The organism is Marinomonas atlantica (assembly GCF_001639725.1).
Classification (GTDB): domain Bacteria; phylum Pseudomonadota; class Gammaproteobacteria; order Pseudomonadales; family Marinomonadaceae; genus Marinomonas; species Marinomonas atlantica.
The window spans coordinates 19,414-38,433 of the sequence record NZ_LTAW01000003.1; the positions used below are offsets into that span (position 1 = coordinate 19,414).

Annotated in this window: 13 protein-coding genes and 1 riboswitch; of the genes, 12 read left to right on the forward strand and 1 reads right to left on the reverse strand. The window is 43.2% G+C overall.

Annotated elements, in window-relative coordinates; genetic code table 11:
- The first annotated feature begins 69 nt into the window (after nucleotides 1-69).
- Both AYW75_RS05270 and AYW75_RS05275 read left to right on the forward strand, forming a co-directional pair.
- Entirely contained in the window at nucleotides 70-2,238 is a 2,169-nt protein-coding gene (locus tag AYW75_RS05270) for a malate synthase G (RefSeq protein WP_067096467.1), read from the forward strand.
- 153 nt (nucleotides 2,239-2,391) lie between these two features.
- Nucleotides 2,392-3,000: a hypothetical protein gene (locus AYW75_RS05275; RefSeq protein ID WP_067096470.1), complete on the forward strand. Its 609-nt coding sequence runs from the start codon at nucleotides 2,392-2,394 to the stop codon at nucleotides 2,998-3,000.
- Between the two features lie 60 nt (nucleotides 3,001-3,060).
- On the opposite strand, the gene AYW75_RS05280 is transcribed toward AYW75_RS05275, so the two are convergent.
- Complete coding sequence (locus tag AYW75_RS05280) at nucleotides 3,061-3,546, reverse strand: 6,7-dimethyl-8-ribityllumazine synthase (RefSeq protein WP_067096474.1); 486 nt, start codon at nucleotides 3,544-3,546, stop codon at nucleotides 3,061-3,063.
- Nucleotides 3,547-3,644: 98 nt separating this feature from the next.
- Nucleotides 3,645-3,791, reverse strand: a riboswitch (FMN riboswitch).
- Between the two features lie 613 nt (nucleotides 3,792-4,404).
- Here AYW75_RS05280 and AYW75_RS05290 point away from each other — a divergent pair.
- The 10 genes from AYW75_RS05290 to AYW75_RS05335 all read left to right on the forward strand — a co-directional run bounded on the left by AYW75_RS05290 (nucleotide 4,405) and on the right by AYW75_RS05335 (nucleotide 19,018).
- Nucleotides 4,405-4,650, forward strand: coding sequence for a hypothetical protein (locus AYW75_RS05290; protein WP_067096492.1), 246 nt, complete (start codon nucleotides 4,405-4,407; stop codon nucleotides 4,648-4,650).
- Nucleotides 4,651-4,707: 57 nt separating this feature from the next.
- Nucleotides 4,708-5,784, forward strand: a complete 1,077-nt coding sequence (cobW, locus tag AYW75_RS05295; protein WP_067096496.1) for a cobalamin biosynthesis protein CobW — start codon at nucleotides 4,708-4,710, stop codon at nucleotides 5,782-5,784.
- Between the two features lie 10 nt (nucleotides 5,785-5,794).
- The gene (gene cobN / locus AYW75_RS05300; RefSeq protein WP_067096499.1) at nucleotides 5,795-9,640 is read left to right on the forward strand and encodes a cobaltochelatase subunit CobN; all 3,846 of its coding nucleotides are present in this window, start codon (nucleotides 5,795-5,797) and stop codon (nucleotides 9,638-9,640) included.
- A 227-nt stretch (nucleotides 9,641-9,867) separates the two neighbouring features.
- The gene (locus AYW75_RS05305; RefSeq protein ID WP_067096503.1) at nucleotides 9,868-10,449 is read left to right on the forward strand and encodes a hypothetical protein; all 582 of its coding nucleotides are present in this window, start codon (nucleotides 9,868-9,870) and stop codon (nucleotides 10,447-10,449) included.
- A gap of 616 nt (nucleotides 10,450-11,065) precedes the next feature.
- Nucleotides 11,066-13,021: a methyl-accepting chemotaxis protein gene (locus AYW75_RS05310; protein WP_067096506.1), complete on the forward strand. Its 1,956-nt coding sequence runs from the start codon at nucleotides 11,066-11,068 to the stop codon at nucleotides 13,019-13,021.
- 257 nt (nucleotides 13,022-13,278) lie between these two features.
- Nucleotides 13,279-14,037, forward strand: a complete 759-nt coding sequence (locus tag AYW75_RS05315) for a substrate-binding periplasmic protein (protein ID WP_067096509.1) — start codon at nucleotides 13,279-13,281, stop codon at nucleotides 14,035-14,037.
- 12 nt (nucleotides 14,038-14,049) lie between these two features.
- The gene (locus AYW75_RS05320; RefSeq protein WP_067096513.1) at nucleotides 14,050-16,095 is read left to right on the forward strand and encodes a putative bifunctional diguanylate cyclase/phosphodiesterase; all 2,046 of its coding nucleotides are present in this window, start codon (nucleotides 14,050-14,052) and stop codon (nucleotides 16,093-16,095) included.
- Nucleotides 16,096-16,198: 103 nt separating this feature from the next.
- Nucleotides 16,199-16,882 carry a thermostable hemolysin gene (locus AYW75_RS05325; protein ID WP_067096517.1) on the forward strand — a complete coding sequence of 228 codons (684 nt, stop codon included), beginning with the start codon at nucleotides 16,199-16,201 and terminating at the stop codon, nucleotides 16,880-16,882.
- On the forward strand, nucleotides 16,879-18,339 hold the full coding sequence (locus AYW75_RS05330; RefSeq protein ID WP_231886148.1) for an AMP-binding protein: 1,461 nt from the start codon (nucleotides 16,879-16,881) through the stop codon (nucleotides 18,337-18,339). The genes AYW75_RS05325 and AYW75_RS05330 overlap by 4 nt, the downstream gene beginning before the upstream one ends.
- A 10-nt stretch (nucleotides 18,340-18,349) precedes the next feature.
- Nucleotides 18,350-19,018 (forward strand): TenA family transcriptional regulator, encoded by a 669-nt coding sequence (locus AYW75_RS05335; RefSeq protein ID WP_067096524.1) that lies wholly within the window; start codon nucleotides 18,350-18,352, stop codon nucleotides 19,016-19,018.
- Nucleotides 19,019-19,020: the final 2 nt, after the last annotated feature.

Consider the following 19,020-nt stretch of genomic DNA (forward strand, 5'->3'; position numbering starts at 1 on the left):
CGATGACCTACCAATAATAAATACACGGGATGCTTTTAAGTACTCGTCAGTCAATGAAAGGAAAGAGCTATGACAGAACGAACTCAGCAAGGTGGTCTTCAGATCGCACAGAGCCTTTTAAGTTTGGTTAACGAACATATTGCACCGGGTACCGGCATTGAGCCAGAGGTGTTTTGGCAGCGCTTTGAGGAAATCGTTAATGACATGGCTCCTAAAAATGCCGCGTTATTGGCAAAGCGCGATGAAATTCAGCAACAGATAGATGATTATCATCGCGCCCGTTCAGATCAGCCCCATGACGCTGAGTCTTATAAGCACTTCTTGATCGAAATTGGCTACTTATTACCTGAGGGTGACGACTTCAAAGTATCAACTAAGAACGTTGATGAAGAAATTGCCTTGCAAGCTGGGCCACAGCTTGTAGTGCCGGTGAAGAATGCTCGTTTTGCCCTCAATGCCGTGAATGCGCGTTGGGGCAGTTTGTACGATGCTTTATATGGTACCGATGCGATTCCTGAGGAAGAGGGAGCGGAGCGTTCTGGAGGCTACAATCCTGTTCGAGGCACACGTGTTATTGCATTCGGTCGCCAGCTATTAGATCAAGCTGCACCATTGGTAACTGGGTCTCATGCTCAAGCGTTGCATTATCAAATGGTAGACGGTGAGCTGGCTGTTACCTTAAAGAATGGGGAAGTGGTTCAATTAAAAGACACATCGAAATGCGTTGGTTATCAAGGTAAGCCTGATGCACCGACGGCTGTGCTATTGAAAAATAATGAGCTGCATCTTGAGATCCAGATCGATGCGAGCGGTTTTATTGGTCAATATGATCAAGCAGGGATTCAAGATATTTTGGTAGAAGCGGCTGTGTCCACGATAATGGATTGTGAAGACTCTATTGCTGCTGTGGATGCTGAAGACAAAGTAGAGGTTTACCGTAATTGGCTCGGCCTGATGCAAGGGACGCTGGAAGAGTCGTTTGATAAAGGTGGCAAGCGTATTACCCGCGCAATGAATCCTGATCGAAAATACCTAGATAAGTCAGGTAAAAGCTTTGCTTTACATGGCCGCAGTTTGTTGTTTATTCGTAATGTAGGTCATTTGATGACCAATCCTGCCATTTTAGATGCCAATGGTAATGAAGTTCATGAGGGGATTATGGATGGCATGATTACAGTACTGGCTGCGATGCATGATTTACAAGGAAATACCAAACGACGTAATAGCCGAGCGGGCAGTGTGAATATCGTAAAACCTAAGATGCATGGCCCAGAAGAAGTGGCGTTTACAGTAGAGTTGTTTAGTCGTATCGAACAAGCGTTGGGGCTAAATCGAAACACCATAAAAATAGGCATTATGGATGAAGAGCGTCGAACGACCGTTAACCTTAAGGAGTGTATCCGCCAAGCGCAAGAGCGAGTGGTCTTCATCAATACTGGTTTCCTAGATAGAACGGGCGATGAAATTCATACCTCTATGTTGGCAGGTCCTTTTGTCCCCAAAACAGCCATGAAACAAGAAGCATGGATAAAAGCCTACGAAGACTGGAACGTTGATGTAGGCATTGAATGTGGGTTGCCGGGTAAAGCACAAATTGGCAAAGGTATGTGGGCAATGCCAGATGAAATGGCGGATATGCTAGAGCAAAAAATCGGCCATCCTATGGCCGGTGCAAGCACCGCTTGGGTACCATCACCGAATGGGGCGATTTTGCATGCGACGCATTACCATACGGTGAATGTACGTGAACGTCAGGCTGAATTAGCCTCGCGTGAGCGAGCAAGCCTAGATGATATATTGTCTATACCATTACTGGAGGATCCAACGAGTTTAACGGACGAGCAAATTCAGTTTGAATTAGACAATAACGCCCAAGGTATTTTAGGTTATGTAGTACGCTGGATTGACCAAGGAGTAGGGTGCTCTAAGGTGCCAGACATTAACAATGTCGGTCTTATGGAAGATCGCGCTACTTTACGTATTTCTTCACAGAATATCGCTAATTGGTTAGAGCATGGCATCTGTAACCCTGAGCAAGTAATGGCCTCAATGAAACGAATGGCTGCGGTTGTTGATAAACAGAACGAGCATGATACGGCTTATTTATCAATGTCGCCTAATTTTGATGGTGTGGCGTTCAAAGCCGCTTGTGATTTGGTGTTTAAGGGCACTGAACAGCCTAATGGCTATACTGAACCTTTATTACACGCCCGCCGTTTAGAGTTTAAGCACAAATAAGCCGCCGCTCGAAGTAAAAGCTCTTTTTGTCTCACATCAGGCAAAAAGGGCTTTTTTATTTGTTTCGATTCGCCATTCTTCTTATCCTATGGGGATGGATCGGGAGCAGGATGAGCCCAATGACTAATGTATGGATATTAGAAGAGTGACAAAATGAAAAAGATAATCAGTGTAGTAGGACTTTCGTTGTGCGCTAATGCTGCTGTTGCAGCGACAGAAACGGTAGAGAACAATGTTAGTACGCTGTTGTTTGAAGCGTCTGCGGGGGCTGATTATTCACAGTTTGGGCTAGGCATAGGTATTAAGCCTGAAAACAATCGCTCTGGTTTTGGCGGATTATACTACGAGCAAGTCGAACTGAAGCATCGCTTCGAAACAGATATTAAGACCCTTGGTTTTCGTGGATTTAGTGTCGAAGGAGTAGGCGAAGAAGCGCGTGGCGCGGATATCACAATGGGGTTGAGTAAAACTGTCTCTGGAGACTATAAGCGAACAGGATTCAGTGCCCGAGGCTTGTTACATATGCCTTTGTTTGTTAATACCACTTGGTTTGTCGGAGGTGATGTTCGCCCGACCTTTTTATCATTTGACTGGGATAATGATGCACTTACGGAACTAGCGTTACAAATTGGTGTGGATACACGGCTGGCGAAAAACATTGGCCTGTATGCTAAGTACTACCATGAGAGTCTGATATTAGATGATTTTGAAGAGCATCGTCTAGGCAGTGGATTCGTTGCTGGTATCAATATTGTTTGGTAATAGGGCTTTGATAGGAACACAAAAGGCAGCCGAAGCTGCCTTTGTAAAAATAGTAAGAGCTTAGGACTTAGCTAATTCAGTCAACAACATTGCACGGTTGGCTGCACCAGCAAGTTCTTCCCCTTTCTTAACGAAATGGCGCTTGAAGTAGCTTGAGTGCTCGTCATGCTCATGGAAGTTGTGCGGTGTAAGGACCGCTGTCAAAACAGGAACTTCTGTTTCCAGTTGAACTTGCATAAGGCCTGTGCAAACAGCTTGTGCAACAAAATCGTGACGGTAAATGCCACCATCTACAACAAGACCACTGGCAGCAATAGCATGGTAATTGCCAGTTTTGGCTAAAAGCTTTGCTTGTAGAGGAATCTCGTATGCGCCAGGTACAGCAATCAACTCTAGGTTATTTTCTTGATAACCATGAGATAACATAACTTCTTTGAAGCCTTCCCAGCACTGTAAGACAATGTCACTGTGCCAAGATGCATGTAAAAATGCGACACGTTTAGTTGAAGTATTAAACGTTTGAGAATTCGTTGAGCTCTGATTCATTAGTATGTCTTCCACAAAAAATGCTGAATCAGGGCGAACGGGAGGCAAGCCAAACTGCTTTGAATAACATCAAAGGCTGTCAAGATTTTTCTTGTCTACGCCGTCCTCTATCATCCGGACTATAACCGTCGGCTCTGGAGTCACACCAGATCTGCTGACCTTTCTAAGCTTAGAAAGCGCTCGCGGGCTTTGAGCTGAGCTCATTTACCGCCGGTGGGGAGTTTCACCCCGCCCCGAGAACGAAGTCGCCTAAGCGACGTGCCTACTTTAGTGTTTATTAAGGCGATGTGTCAAAGGCAAAATTCGTAAAAACAGGTTCAAAAACGAACATTTAGTTATCAAAAAGGAAGTTTTGGATGATTGTGCGTTTGTATACTTAAAAGAATCGATGGAGAGTGAGAGCAATGCGTGTGTGTTATTAGAAAAGCAAACATTGAAATGTCTTTTTTATTTTAGATTCTAATTGAATGGGCTCACACTCATAATGAAGCAGCTATTGTGTTTCGTCAGTCTGCTATTAGCATCATTTTCTGCGCATATAATCTACATCCATACGTTCCGCAAAAAACAATCTCCTCCCGCTGTGAGAACTTAGATGCTGTTGCTTTGTTTGAGCCAGCTAAAATCCATTTGCTAATCAATAATTTTAGTTATGTACTTCATTTGAATCGGCCTTTGCCTGGAAACCTCTATGTTGGTGATATTTTAAGCTTTCGAGATCAAGGCGAAAAAGCCTTTTTAATGTACCGTAAAGGTCGTCAGCTTCCTTGCTTTCGAGTCCCAGGGTATTCTGATACCTGAGTTTACTTCATTGTTTATACTATGTTTTTCATATTGTTAGAAAGCAAAGTATGTACAATGATGGTGACTGATCATGAAGGCAATACAGCGTTCCTAGAACGTAAATACTCACTAACATTTGCGCAAGCTTGTATCAAGTTACCAGCGCCGTTTAGATATGACCCGAAAGTGGTTGCTGAGTTTCTACTGCATTACGGCCAGAATTGTTTCTTAATAGTCAGTTTGCGAGCCAGCTTGATCATAGTTGGAAAAGTGTTGGATGCTGAGGATTTTGATGACTCTTATTTATATGACAAATCTTAAGCTCATATTTACCGTAAAATTAATCATAAAGATGATGGCCAAGCGTAAGGATTAATAATGCAACTTAATAAAATACCCACCACTGTTGTGACCGGCTTTCTTGGCAGTGGTAAGACAACGCTGTTATCAAATGTCCTTAAGCAAGCTCAAGGCAAACGTATTGCTGTTATTGTGAATGAGTTTGGCGAGTTGGACATCGATACCGATTTGTTACGCTCTTGCCCATTAGATTGCGAAGATGGCGGCACTGCTCAGCGTTCAGAGGATGGTTTTTATGAACTGGCCAATGGTTGTATCTGTTGCACCGTAGAGGAAGAGTTTCTTCCGGTTATGAAACAATTAGTGGAACGTCGTGATGACATTGACCATATTCTAATTGAAACCAGTGGCTTAGCCTTACCAAAACCTCTGGTGCAGGCATTTAATTGGCCAGGTATCAAAGAGCACTGCACCGTAGATGCTGTTATTACGGTGGTCGATGGTCCTGCTGTTGCGGCGGGTCGTTTTGCTCACGATGAAGACAAAGTTCAAGCTCAACGTCTAGCGGATGAGTCGTTAGACCATGATCCATCATTACAAGAGTTACTGGATGATCAGTTGGGCTCGGCGGATCTTGTGGTGGTCAGTAAAAATGACTTGCTTGATGATGTCCAGCGTCGACGCGTCGCGCAAATCATTGAAAATGAAGTCGACTCTAGTGTGAAGATTGCTTACATCGAAAATGGCGAGGCTGCGTTAGACGTACTGTTAGGCCTTGAAGCTGAAACCGAGTCTCGCATTGATCACGTTCACAATCATCATGATCACCATCACGCCCATGGGAATGACCATGCGCATGCTCACGATCACTTTGAATCGTTCGTGGTGAAGTTGGGAGAAGTAGATGTCGACTCGTTACAAGATACGCTTGAAGACTTAGTAGAGAAGTACAATATTTATCGTGTCAAAGGGTTTGCCGCTGTAAATGGCAAGCCAATGCGTCAGGTTTTCCAAGTGGTAGGCACACGTTTAGAACGTTACTTTGATCGCTTATGGCAATCGGATGAGCTACGCCAAACACAGCTCGTGTTTATTGGTAAAGGCATCAGTAAAGATCTGATTGAAGATAAACTCAACGCGGCGTTGACCGCTTAAGCGAGCAAGAGTGCATTTACTGGCAGCCAAACCAGGTGGCTTTGTTGACGATGAAGGTATCATCGATTTGGGGCAAACCCCGGCTGATATTGTTGTATTAGCTGCTGCCGATTCACTGTTAACCGCTCTGGGGACTGCGATTGATGCATGGCATCATGAGGGGGCTCCAAGTGTTCGGTTAGCCAATTGGATGCAGCTGGTCAAACCGGCTGCATTTGATCTCTATGAATCCTCAGTACTGGATAAACCAACACAAAATAATCGTGCTCAAGTGGTGGTTCTATCTCTGCTAGGTGGCCAACATTATTGGCCTTATGGTTTTGAGCGCTTACAGGCATGGGCAAATGCTAAACATCATCGACATCTTATTGTGGTGCCGGGTGATGACAGCGCAGACCCTGAGATCATGCACGCCTCATCCGCCACACAAGAAACTGTCACACGTGTTTGGCGTTACCTTCGTGAAGGCGGGCAAAGCAATGCGGTACAAATGCTTCAGTACTTGCAGTCACTCTGGTTTGACGGTGAAGCGAAATGGTGCGAACCGTCGACGATTCCCAATGCGTTTATTGTCGATCAAGGGCAAGCTGTGCGTTATTTGGATTGGCAAATCCATTATCAAGAGGCGTTAACACAGCATTGGCCTGTGGCATTGGTGTTGTATTATCGCTCGCACTTTCAAAGTGGTAACACGCAAGTGTTTTGTGATCTGTCCTCAATTTTGCTTGAGCAGGGCGTGATTCCGCTACAGGTGGCGTTGAGCTCTCTGAAGGATGCTGTGAGCACTGAATTGGTAGAGTCTTTGATCGACCGATCTGAGGCGACTATTATTTTAAATTGCACCGGTTTTTCAGCTAATCGCGCTTGCAGCCCTGATTTGGCGTCTGAGCCCACAGAGTTTGCATCGGTCTTTGAACAACCTATTCCTGTATTACAGCTCATTTTATCCGGCAGCACGGAAGAAGATTGGTTAGAGCAATCTCAAGGTTTACGTAGCCGAGATGTAGCAATGCAAATTGTATTGCCTGAAATGGATGGGCGAATTATCACGCGTGCTGTGAGCTTTAAAGCCTTATCTCATTTCAATGAGTTAGCTCAAATCGATTTAATTCGTTATCAGTTGCATACGGAACGGGCTACATTTGTGGCGCAATTAGCAAAGCAATACGGCCGCCTTAAACACATACCAAACTCACAAAAACGGATCGCTTTTATACTCGCCAATTACCCGACCAAAGATGGTCGAATTGGTAATGGGGTAGGTTTAGACACACCTGCTTCAACGATTAATCTACTGCGAGCTTTAGAGTGGGCGGGCTATCCCATAGAGGACATACCCGAAGATGGTAATGCTCTCATCGAGGCGCTGCTGGGAGCGATTACCAACAATCCAAATACACTGCATCAACGTGGATGTTGGCAGAGTTTGGCGCTAAATGACTACTTGCATTATTTCTATCAGCTGCCACTAGCGTCTCAACAAGCGGTCTGGGAGCGTTGGGGGGCGCCAGAAGAAGACCACAAATGTCGCGCTGTAGAAGGAGAGTGGCGCATGATGTTGGCTGGCATTCGGTTAGGTGAAACCTTTATTGGAATTCAACCAGCCCGTGGTTTTAATCTGGACTTGGCGGCGAATTATCACGACCCTGATTTGATTCCGCCACACAGCTATTTAGCTTATTACTTCTGGCTTCGTCATGTGTACCACGTAGATGCGATTGTTCATGTTGGTAAGCATGGCAACCTAGAATGGCTTCCGGGCAAGGGTACCGCGTTATCGGACCAATGTTGGCCTGACATCGCAATGGGGCCAATGCCGCATTTTTATCCATTCATCGTCAATGATCCCGGTGAAGGAGCGCAAGCAAAGCGACGAACGCAAGCAGTTATTGTTGATCATCTTATGCCACCGATGACCCGAGCAGAAAGCTATGGCGACATGGCAGAGCTGGAAACGTTGGTTGATGAATACTACCAAGCGCTTGGCATGGATGAGCGTCGAGAGATGTGGCTAAAGTCGTCTATTTTAGAAAAAGTCCGCTCAAGTAATTTGCTAGAAGAGCTGACCGGCGTTAAAGCGGATAATGAAGAATCTGTGCTAGAAGAGCTAGACGCCTATTTATGTGAGATCAAAGAATCACAAATTCGCCACGGCTTGCATCGTCTAGGTGAGCTTCCAGAGCGCGATAAATTGGCGGATACCATCGTTGCATTATTGCGACTACCACGTGGTAGAGAGACAGCTAGCCAAGGTATTTTGCACTCTCTGGCTATTGATCTAGCTTTGAGTGAGATTGAGTTCAACCCAATGGAATCAGCTGCTCTGCCTTGGCAGAGCCATAAGCCTCATGTGTTGCAGGCGATCAGTTCGGCACCATGGCGCACTCATGCAGACGCTAAAGAGCGTTTGGAGTTATTGGCAAAACAATGTGTCATGCAAGTGTTGATGGATCACAAACCACTATCACCAGATCAGTGGCCTAACACAGCAGTTTTGCTCAACCACGCTAACAAGACTTTAATGCAAGCCTTACTACAGAGTGAACAGGATGAAATTACCGCGTTGATTAACGGTTTAGCGGGGCAATTTGTCCCGCCTGGCCCAAGTGGCGCGCCCACGCGAGGGCGTTTAGATACGTTGCCGACGGGGCGCAACTTCTTCTCTGTTGATAACCGTGCGGTACCTTCTCCCGCAGCATGGGCGATTGGTGAAAAATCAGCGCAGGCGCTGGTATTGCGTCATTTACAGGAGCATGGTGATTATCCGACTAACCTTGGGTTGTCTGTTTGGGGAACCGCTACGATGCGCACGGGTGGTGATGATATCGCGCAAGCCTTTGCGCTGATGGGCGTACGTCCCATTTGGGCACCAGGCTCGAATCGTGTGAGCGATTTTGAAGTGTTGTCTTGTATGCAAATAGGTCGTCCCAGAGTCGATGTTACCTTACGCGTTTCGGGTTTTTTTCGAGACGCCTTTGCTAATGTTATGCGCTTATATGATGCTGCGGTACAAGCCATTATTGAGTATGAAGAACCCGGAAATGGGAATACGATTCAAGCGAATGTTCGTGCCCGTGAAAGTGAGTTAATAGATCAGGGCGTATCAAAAGCGGAAGCTGCTCGACAATCGTCCTATCGAGTGTTTGGTAGCAAGCCGGGTGCATATGGTGCCGGTCTTCAAGGACTGATTGATGAGCGCTGTTGGGATTCTAAAGCCGATTTGGCGGAAGCCTATCTCAATTGGGGAGGCTACGCTTACGACGGCGATTTGCGCGACGGTGTAGATGCCAAAGAGGCATTTTCTACGCGCTTATCTAAGCTGGAGGCGGTAGTGCAAAATCAAGACAATCGCGAACATGATCTATTAGATTCGGATGACTACTATCAATTTCAAGGGGGCATGGCCAATGCCGTTACCCACTTAAGTGGTAAGGCACCAAGCGTCTACCACAGTGATCACTCAAATCCTTCCACACCGAAAATACGCACCTTAAAAGAAGAGCTTAATCGCGTTATTCGAGGACGCGTGTTGAATCCGAAATGGATTTTAGCGATGCAAGAGCATGGCTATAAAGGCGCATTTGAAATGACCGCAACCGTGGATTATTTATTTGCTTATGATGCAACCACGGATTTGGTTGCTAACTATCAATACCAACAAGTGACAGATACCTTACTGTTTGATCCAGCCAACCAGCAATTTATGGCGGACAATAACCCCCACGCACAAACCGAAATGGCTGAGCGATTGTTGGAAGCCATTCAACGTGGCATGTGGACAGAGTCACAGGAATACGCTGGCAAGATCCAGTCTTTTCTTTTAGATATCGATCAGCGTCAAGAGCAGCAGAGATGAGTTACCTTAAACTAACTTATAGATATTAGCCCCTTACAATGATCATAAGAGGGCTAACTCTTAAAAGACCTTATTTCATTAAGGTAGCTCTTTTTCGTAAAGAGGCTGGGCTATACAGTATTTAATACTCATTCTGGTCGCTAATGGTATCGGTATGATAAAGTTCCCGCCCAGAAATACTAAGTAACGACTTAGTATCATGTAATCGATTTTACGAGGTACATCAGGTGTCAGAATCTCAACTATCGCAGGTTCAAAAATTGGATAAAATTCGTGCAGCATGGTTACCTGCAGTAGAGTTTTTATTTGGTTTATCCAATGAAGAGGCTCAGTTTGTAGGATTTGAAGTGAACTCTGACATTGCCAAGCCTGAGATACTTCTTGAATCTGAAGAGCTACCTTGCCGCTATAAAATACGTATGCCTGCCAGAGGATTTAGTAATGATGTTATGTTGCTTGCAGATGTCGTACAAGAATTAGTACGTGGTTTGTACCCACTGGGGAAAGATGATAAAGCTACGGTGTTGAGTGAAGGTACGGCTGTTTATGGTGCTATTACAGCGATCAAGCAGGTGTTTGGTGAAGAAACATTAGATTCTTATCTTAATGCATTAAAAGATAACGGTTTTGCCTATTACGATGCTTTTTCTTATGTGGCTGTGTTACTAACAGACGACCCAAAAGCAATTGTAAAGCTTCGCGAGATCAAACCTTTCCTATACCAAGTTGAACGTGAGGATTTTGCAGCAGTTGGAATCGAACTGGATCGAAAAATTGCAGACATCCTAACGTACACTTTTAGAGCATAACGAAGGCTGTCCCTGCTCAAAATGGGAGGTTGTGCGTGTTTTTTAGTGTTGTCGTCATCAACTTTTTTCTTTTAGCTACAACACTTCACAATATTAAACTTCAAAGTTATGTTATTACGCATTATTATGAAAGAATTAAATGGTAGTACGTAAAGAGTTGTTTTAGTTAAAGAAAATAGTTTGATAGATACTATACATGTTTCTTAGAGTCGCTATCAGAACTCAGCCTATTATCTTCTAATGGTTGGGAATTCGTAAGTGTTGCCTGTAATCACGAATTAAACCTATCACATGATTTTAGCGCTGCTATATTTAATAAATATGAAAAAGTGAGTACTTGAGAGTTTTTTTTGTCCTAATCATCAGTTGTAGGAAAACAGCTGCTTTGGGTAAACGAAGTACTTTGTGATGATCTAATTTAGATTGTTCTATCTTTTTTTGAACGTATATCTGGATTTACTTGGCGTGTATGGATATGTGTACCGTTCAGTTATGAATAAGGATGTTCTAGTTAAACGCCGCAATCGGTCGACGAAAGCGTTGGTAAGATAAACCGGTAAGGCATTCTATTCTAATAATTGGGATCTAACCCAAACTGAGAGTTTGAGAGGTACATATGACAGTTCGTGCAAAAATCATTGTACTAGTCGCTGCTGGGGTTATTTTACCAGTATTACTAGTGTCTTTAGTTATCATAAACAGCGTGCGTACTGATGCCGTAGATAAGTTTGATAATCAAAGTAAATCCGAAATCAGCTATGTAGATGCATTGTTTTCAATGTATTTGAATAACTTGGCTGAAAATGCTGCATTTTTTGCGCGTGCAGATGCGGTTCAAAATATCATGCCTAATAGCATAGAGAGCTATGCTAACCAGCCTGTAAAAAAAATGACACCTGAGTCAAACTCCCCGCAAGAACAAGCAGCTTTTTCATTATTTGAAGATTTTGGTGAAACGCATCCAGACCTTGCTTACATATGGATCGGTACAGCCAATAAAGGTTATTTACAGTGGCCGCATGGTAACAGTGGTGAAAATTACGATCCTACTAAGAAGGGTTGGTACACACAATCCATTAACTCTACTTCTCCGAAACGTATTCCGGCCTACCGAGACACTTTTACTGGCGCTCCGTTAGTCGATTACTTGCAGCGCTTTGAAGGTAAAGATGGCGCCTATGGCGTAGTCGGTGTTGATGTGACATTACAGAAGCTGACAGAGCTGTTAGCCACAGTTAAGTTTGGTGGTGAAGGCTATGTGGTCATGATTGAAGATACCAATACTATACTGGCAGACCCCGCAGACCCTGAGAACAACTTTAAAGATATTTCTGACGCGTCACGTCCTTACGCTTCTCTAAGCAGTAGTGATAGCATTCAGACATTAATGATTGATGGTGACGAGTGGTTCGCTCGAGTTTATACCTCTGAAGATCTGGGTTGGAAATTTATTGGACTGATCCCAAGTAGCGTTGTTTACGCACAAGCGAACAACTTAATTACGAATATCGTTATTATTTCGGTAATAATGGTGATTGTGTTCATCGTTATTGGTTCATTCCTATCAAGTGTGGTTATCAAACCGGTTAAAGTTATGGCTGAGCGTTTAACGGACATTAGTCAAGGCGAAGGAGACTTGACGCAGCGTCTTGATGAGTTATCTAAGGATGAGTCTGGGCAAATGGCCCATGCATTTAATCAATTTGTAGCTTCTATTGATAACATTGTAGGACGGACCAAAAACTCTTGTGATGAGATTGGTAAAGTAGCCCATCATTCAGAAGAGTTGTCAGCTGATTTAAGTGGCATTGTCTCTAAACAAGCGAATTCAGTTGATCACCTTTCTGCTGCCTTTAATGAAATGGTGGCTACGGCGAATGAAGTGGCTTCTAACTGTAGTTCTGCTGCTTCTTCGGCGGAAGACAGTGAGTCTCAGGTTCAAGAAGGTAATCGCTTAATTCAACAGACTATGGATTCACTGCATAAGCTTGAATCAGAAATTAATAGCTCAAACGAATCTATGGGTACGTTATCTCAAGAATCGAAGAATATTGTTGGCATTCTAGACACGATTAAAGCCATAGCAGAGCAAACTAACTTGCTAGCATTAAATGCTGCTATTGAAGCCGCGCGAGCAGGTGAGCAAGGTCGAGGTTTTGCTGTGGTCGCTGATGAGGTTCGAACGTTAGCAGGTCGTACCGCGGAATCAACAGATGAAATTGATAAACTGCTGACGCGTTTACAGCAACAAACCAATGTTGTAGCAGGCAAAATGGAGAACAGTGTTGTCGTAGCGAATAACTCAGTAGAGTTAGCAGGTCAAACATATCAAGTATTTGAACAGATACTGGCTTCAGTACTTACTATTAAAGATATGATGATTCAAATCAGCGCGTCTGCGGAAGAGCAGCATTTGGTTGCAGAAGAAATTAATAACAATGTATTGGTTATCCATGATGGCGCTAATGATTCAAGTAGTTTAGCCTCCCAAGTGTCTCATACAGCAGCGTCACTTAATGAATTAGCAAATGAGCTACAATCAATGGTAAGTCGCTTTAAATCGAGCAAATAACTCTCTCATTTAAAGGTGATTTTTTGAAAACCCTAAACTTTAGTTTAGGGTTTTTTTATGTCTGCGACTGTTGATTAAGTATTGCTATATCAAGAGTGACTGGGTAGTCATGGAAGCGACATGCCACTAATAACTGAACAGCTGTTCGACATAGGAGCATGCTGCTTAGGTTAATTTAGTTGCTGCAGTGAAACTCAAATGTGCTAGTCTTTAATGAGATATATCTTTTGAGCATAACAGATAATTAGAGCCTAATTATGAGCAAGTTTTTAACGTCTCTTATGATTTTCCTGATGCTTTTGTTTTCAGGCTTAGTCAAAGCAAACGACGTATATACGTTTTATGTTGTGGATTACCCTCCTTATATTGTGGTGCCAAATGACGACTCAACGATTCATGGTATTGATGTCGAGGTAGTAAAAGCTGCATTTGATAGTCAACAGATAGAGGTGAAATTTGAGAGACTACCTTGGAAACGGATTATTAAATCTATGCAAGAAGGCCGGATTGCGGGCACAGTATCTTGCTCTAAAAGAGAGTTACGTAGCAACTTCATGTATTTTAGTAATCCCATTTCCCATGTTAGTAGGGCAATATTAAGTAAGAAAAATCTAGATACAGGGAGTATTCATACACTGTCAGATCTTAACCGTTATTCGGTTGTCACCGTGAATGGTTGGGGAATGCAAAAAGAACTAATAAACAGTGATATAAAGCATCGTTCATCTCCAGACTTAGCAAGTGCCTTGAAAGCTGTACGATACCGTGAAGTGGACGTACTTTATATGGCGCAATATCCTGCGATTTACTACTTGAAAAAATTAGGCATGCAAGCAGAATTAAAAGTTAGCAAGCTGCAAGGAGAAGAGCCACTGCCATTGCATTTATGTATCAGCCAAAAATTCCCAAACTCCGAACATTTAAAGCATGCTATGGACATTGGTTTAAGAACGATCAAAGCTAATGGCTTGTACGATGATATTGTGACAAAATATTTACGTGCCAGTGACATTTAAGGGAACTTTTCATTGAAGATTGGGCAGCGGATAGCTTATCAACAAGCTAAAATTATTCTTTTTTCGTCTTTCCTAATTGGCGGTTGCTCAGCGTTAGTTCAATTCTATATGGATCTGAATCATGTACGTGATAGCTTGCGCGCCAATGTAGACCGCTCAATTGAATTGTATGTTCCTAATTTAGAGCGTGCCATTTATAATTTAGACTCCATTCAGACTCAAACAATTGCTAATTCACTTATTAATGATCCTTTGTTTTACGACGTTCAGATATACGATGATTTCGGAGAGAAAATAGCTTCTGCGAGTGTTGAGAAGCAACGATCAAGGAGCCTTCAGCTTGATGAATATAGTTTTGATTTGATTGGCCTTCCTGAAACGTTTGAACAAACGATTACTATTCAATCGAGTGAAAAAGCTAACGGCTTATTAGTCCTTAAACTGGATAAGCAATATGTTGCAAATGGTTTGACCAATCGTGCAGTGACCCTTGCTGTTAGTGGTTTAATCGCTACCTTTGCTTTGAGCACGATCTTGTTTCTTATTTTCTACTACGTGTTATCTAAGCCTATTCAGCAAGTTTCTCGCTGGGTTGCGGAGTTGGATAAAGATCATCGTGGTTTAGTTCCGCCCTATAAAAAACAAGATGAATTGGGAGAACTAGTGCAAAATGTTGCACAGATCTGGCATAAGAAAGATCAGGCGAGTCAACAGGTAGCAACGCTTGCTTATTTTGATCCATTAACGGATCTTGCCAACCGCCGTCGCTTTGTCGAACAACTAGACAAAATGGTTGATTCAGGTATCAAACAGCGCCAAATTGGCGCTGTTATGTATTTAGATATAGATCGTTTTAAAACCATAAATGATTCTCTAGGGCATCAAGTTGGCGATCAGCTTTTGATGACATTGGCTCAACGATTAAAAGGTGTTGTGTTAGATACGGCGATCGTTGCACGATTTGGCGGTGACGAATTTGTTATCATGCTACCGGAATTGAGTGGTCATGTTGACGAGGCGGCAGAAAAAGCCATGTCGATTGCATCAGAAATAGCAAATGTTATTGCGGTGCCAGTACAGATAGGCCGAAATTTGATTCATTGTTCAGCCAGTATTGGATTAACAACTTTTCCGCAGCAAGACGATTCGAGTAGTCAGGTGTTGCGTAGAGCGGATACCGCGATGTATAGAATTAAAGCGGAAGGCCGAAATGGTTATCGATTTTTTGATGTGACCATGCAGCAAGAAGCTCAAAAACGTTGGCAACTAGAAGAAGGGCTGCATAAAGCTATCGAGCGTAATCAACTGGAAGTGTGGATACAGCCGCAAGTATCTAATGAGTATATTATTACAGGTGCAGAGGTTTTACTCCGCTGGAGGCACCCTGAAAAAGGTATGATATCGCCAATGGATTTTATATCTGTGGCTGAAGAGTCTGGTCAAATAAGTGCCATTGAAGAATGGGTTCTAGAAGAGTCTCTAAATTTATTATCTCGTTGGCAAGCAACAGGGATGCCAAGTACATTTCGCCATTTATCTATTAATATCAGCCCATCTCATTTTATGCAGGCAGATTTTATTCAGCGCATGTTGCCTATACTAGAAAAACATCCAGTCCCTGACATTAATATAGAGTTTGAAATTACTGAAAACCTTTTAATTAATAATTTCAAGCAAGCAATTGAGACAATGCAGGCACTTCAGGAAAAAGGCATTTCATTTTCAATTGATGACTTTGGAACAGGTTATTCTTCGCTGCGCTATTTGAATCAATTACCGATAAATGTGCTAAAGATAGACCGTTCATTTGTTAGCGACATTACAAAGCTTGATGACAATGCACCAATCGTTGATGTGATTCTGCTAATGGCCAAAAAGCTAAACCTAGAAGTGATCGCTGAAGGCGTTGAAACTCAAATACAGCATCAGTTTTTGGCTCAAAGAGAATGCTCTTTGTATCAAGGCTACTATTTTTCAAAACCAATGCACCATCGAGACTTTTTTAATTTATTGACTCAAAACGATGGAGTCATCAATCCCCCCTCTGATTATGTTTAATATCTGAAAGATGATGCTTCTTTGCTACTAATATTATTCACTACATAAGTTTTCCATAAGGTTCGAGTTTTAGTCTGTACTTATCCAGTATGAGGAACAGACGATGCAAGAGCTTCTAGTTCAAGATCACCCAGTAAAAATGAACCGGCTTCAAGGACCAAAACAGTCCTTTGAATTTGTCATGGCAAAACATGAAGGGGTCGTTCGGTCAGAGCTGGAGTGCTTTATCAAATCAGGCTTTAGTCAGTGTTACGAAGCGGATTTGAAAACCTTCCTTCCCTTACTGTTAGGCATCAAAACTAAGCAGCTGAGAGCCGCAGTCGGTGTGCGTCGCGCTAGCGAACCATTGTTTATTGAACAGTATCTTTCTAAGCCTATTACGCAAATATTAGCCAATCATGGCATTTTAGCGGAGCGCTTTCAGATCGCTGAAATGGGCAATTTATATTCGCAAAGTCCACGCTTTACTTTGCCTCTGATTATGACAGTTGTCATGGGGCTGTTTCTTACAGATGTGCGGTATTTAGCTTTTTCAGGCACTCATAAAGTACGCCAACTTTTGGGTACGATGGGCTTTGCGATGACGCATTTGTCGTCCGCGAAAGCCGAATGCGTAGGCACAGCTATCTCTGAATGGGGCCGATATTACGATAACGATCCCGAAGTCATGGTGTTAGACATTGAGGCTTCGATCAAAGTGGCTTATCAGCGCAGAGAATTTCATGGGTTATTGTCCATAGTGCAAAACCACTCCTCTCAATTACTAACATCGTTGCGGAGCTTATGATGTGGTTTAGTCATACAGAATGGGGGCAGAACACTGCTTTAATCGATGTCGATCAGCAACTTACTTACGCTCAACTTGAAGTCGCTGTTCAGGCACGCAGTGATTGGCTGCTAGAACAAAACGTGAGCCGTGTTGCTTTGTTAATGGATAATCAAATTGAATGGGTATTATTTGATTTAGCCTGCCAGCAAGCAGGCGTATGTTGTGTTCCTGTTCCAGTTTTTTTTAGCGTAAAGCAAACTGAGTATTTGTTGGGGGCCAGCGCGATTGAATTACTGATTGTTGAAGCTGAGCGGGCTGATGCATTTGCAGTAACAAGTTTTGATACGCCTTTCAAAAAGTTAAAGGCTCAAAGTTTCCGGCCACATGAACAACCTGAATTGCCGGAGGGTACCCATAAAATCACCTTCACCTCTGGTACAACAGGAGCGCCAAAAGGAGTCTGTTTGAGTACCGATTCTCAGCTGACCGTAGCTCGCTCATTAGTTTCTGCACTTGCTTTGCAAGACGTTAAACACCTGAGTTTGCTTCCTTTAGCGACGCTACTTGAAAATATAGCAGGCATTTATGCTCCCTTATTAGTAGGGGGTACGGTATATCTGGCTAGTCAGCAGCAACGTGGTTTTGAAGGTAGCCGAATGGTTCAACCGAAAGCGATGTTGGTGCTAATCAATCAAGTACAGCCAACCAGCTTGATACTGGTGCCTGAATTATTATCGTTTATGGTGCAGGCTTGCAATCAAGGCTGGCAGCCACCTGAGTCATTAGTGTTTATCGCTGTGGGAGGGGGCAAAGTATCTGCACAAATGCTGAGTAGAGCGCGACAGCTCGGACTGCCTGTCTATCAAGGATACGGCCTATCGGAATGTGCTTCGGTCGTGGCTTTGAATACCCCAAATAACGATCATATTTTAAGTGCTGGTACATTGCTTGAGCATAGTGAGGCTAATGTCGTTGAGGGTGAATTAATCGTCAGGGGCAACCTCTTTTTGGGTTATATGAATCACCCTGAGAGCTTTTATCCAACCCAGTTTGCAACTGGAGATTTGGTTGATTTGAAAGCCAATGTATTAACCATTCAAGGTCGCAGAAACAATATCATTATCAATTCTTTTGGGCGTAACCTTTCCCCTGAATGGATTGAGTCAGAGTTACTTGCTAGTCAAATTTTTAGAAGTGTTGTGGTTTTTGGTGAAGCACGCGCTTATTGCGGAGCCATTCTTGTTCTTATATCTCACGAGGTTCCACATGACCTTGTTAAAACTACCATAGAGCAGGTGAATGCAGGTTTGCCAGATTACGCTCAAATCAAAGATTGGGTGCTTGCAATGGAGCCTTTTGAAGCGTCTGAAGGGCTTGTTACTGCCACGGGTAAACCTATTCGAGATGCCATTCTGGATCACTACAAAGATCGCATTAATGATTTGTACCAGTCCAACCATAATTCAGATTACTAGGAGATAGATCATGTCTTTGTACCAACGACTACAAAACGAGACACAAGTGGAACGTCATTATTTGGTGACATCTCCGATTATTCAGCGTTGTTTCCATGGCGAAGTATGTCTCGATGAATACGTTGCGTTTCTGTCCCAAGCTTATCACCACGTTAAGCATACCGTTCCTTTATTGATGGCTGTTGGGGCCCGTCTTCCAGAAGAAAAAGAATGGTTGCGGGAAGCGGTAGGGGAGTATATTGATGAGGAAATGGGACACCAAGAGTGGATACTGAATGATATCGCAGCATGTGGCTTGGACAAAGAAGCGGTTCGTACAAGCCAGCCTGCTGCAGCCACTGAGTTAATGGTGTCCTATGCCTATGACATGGTAAACCGTGTCAATCCACTGGGTTTTTTTGGCATGGTGTTTGTTTTAGAGGGTACCAGTACTGCCTTAGCGGATAATGCCGCTCAACACATTCAAGATAAATTAGCGCTTAAAAGTGAGGCCTTCAGCTACTTACGTTCTCATGGCGCATTAGATCAAGAGCATATTGTGTTTTTTGAGAATTTAATGAACAAAATCAATGATCCTAAAGAGCAAGATCTCATCATTCATTGCGCCAAAATGTTTTTTACATTGTATGCCAATATCTTTCGTAGCTTAGACTCTAAAGCTACGGTTCAAGCGGCATAAGA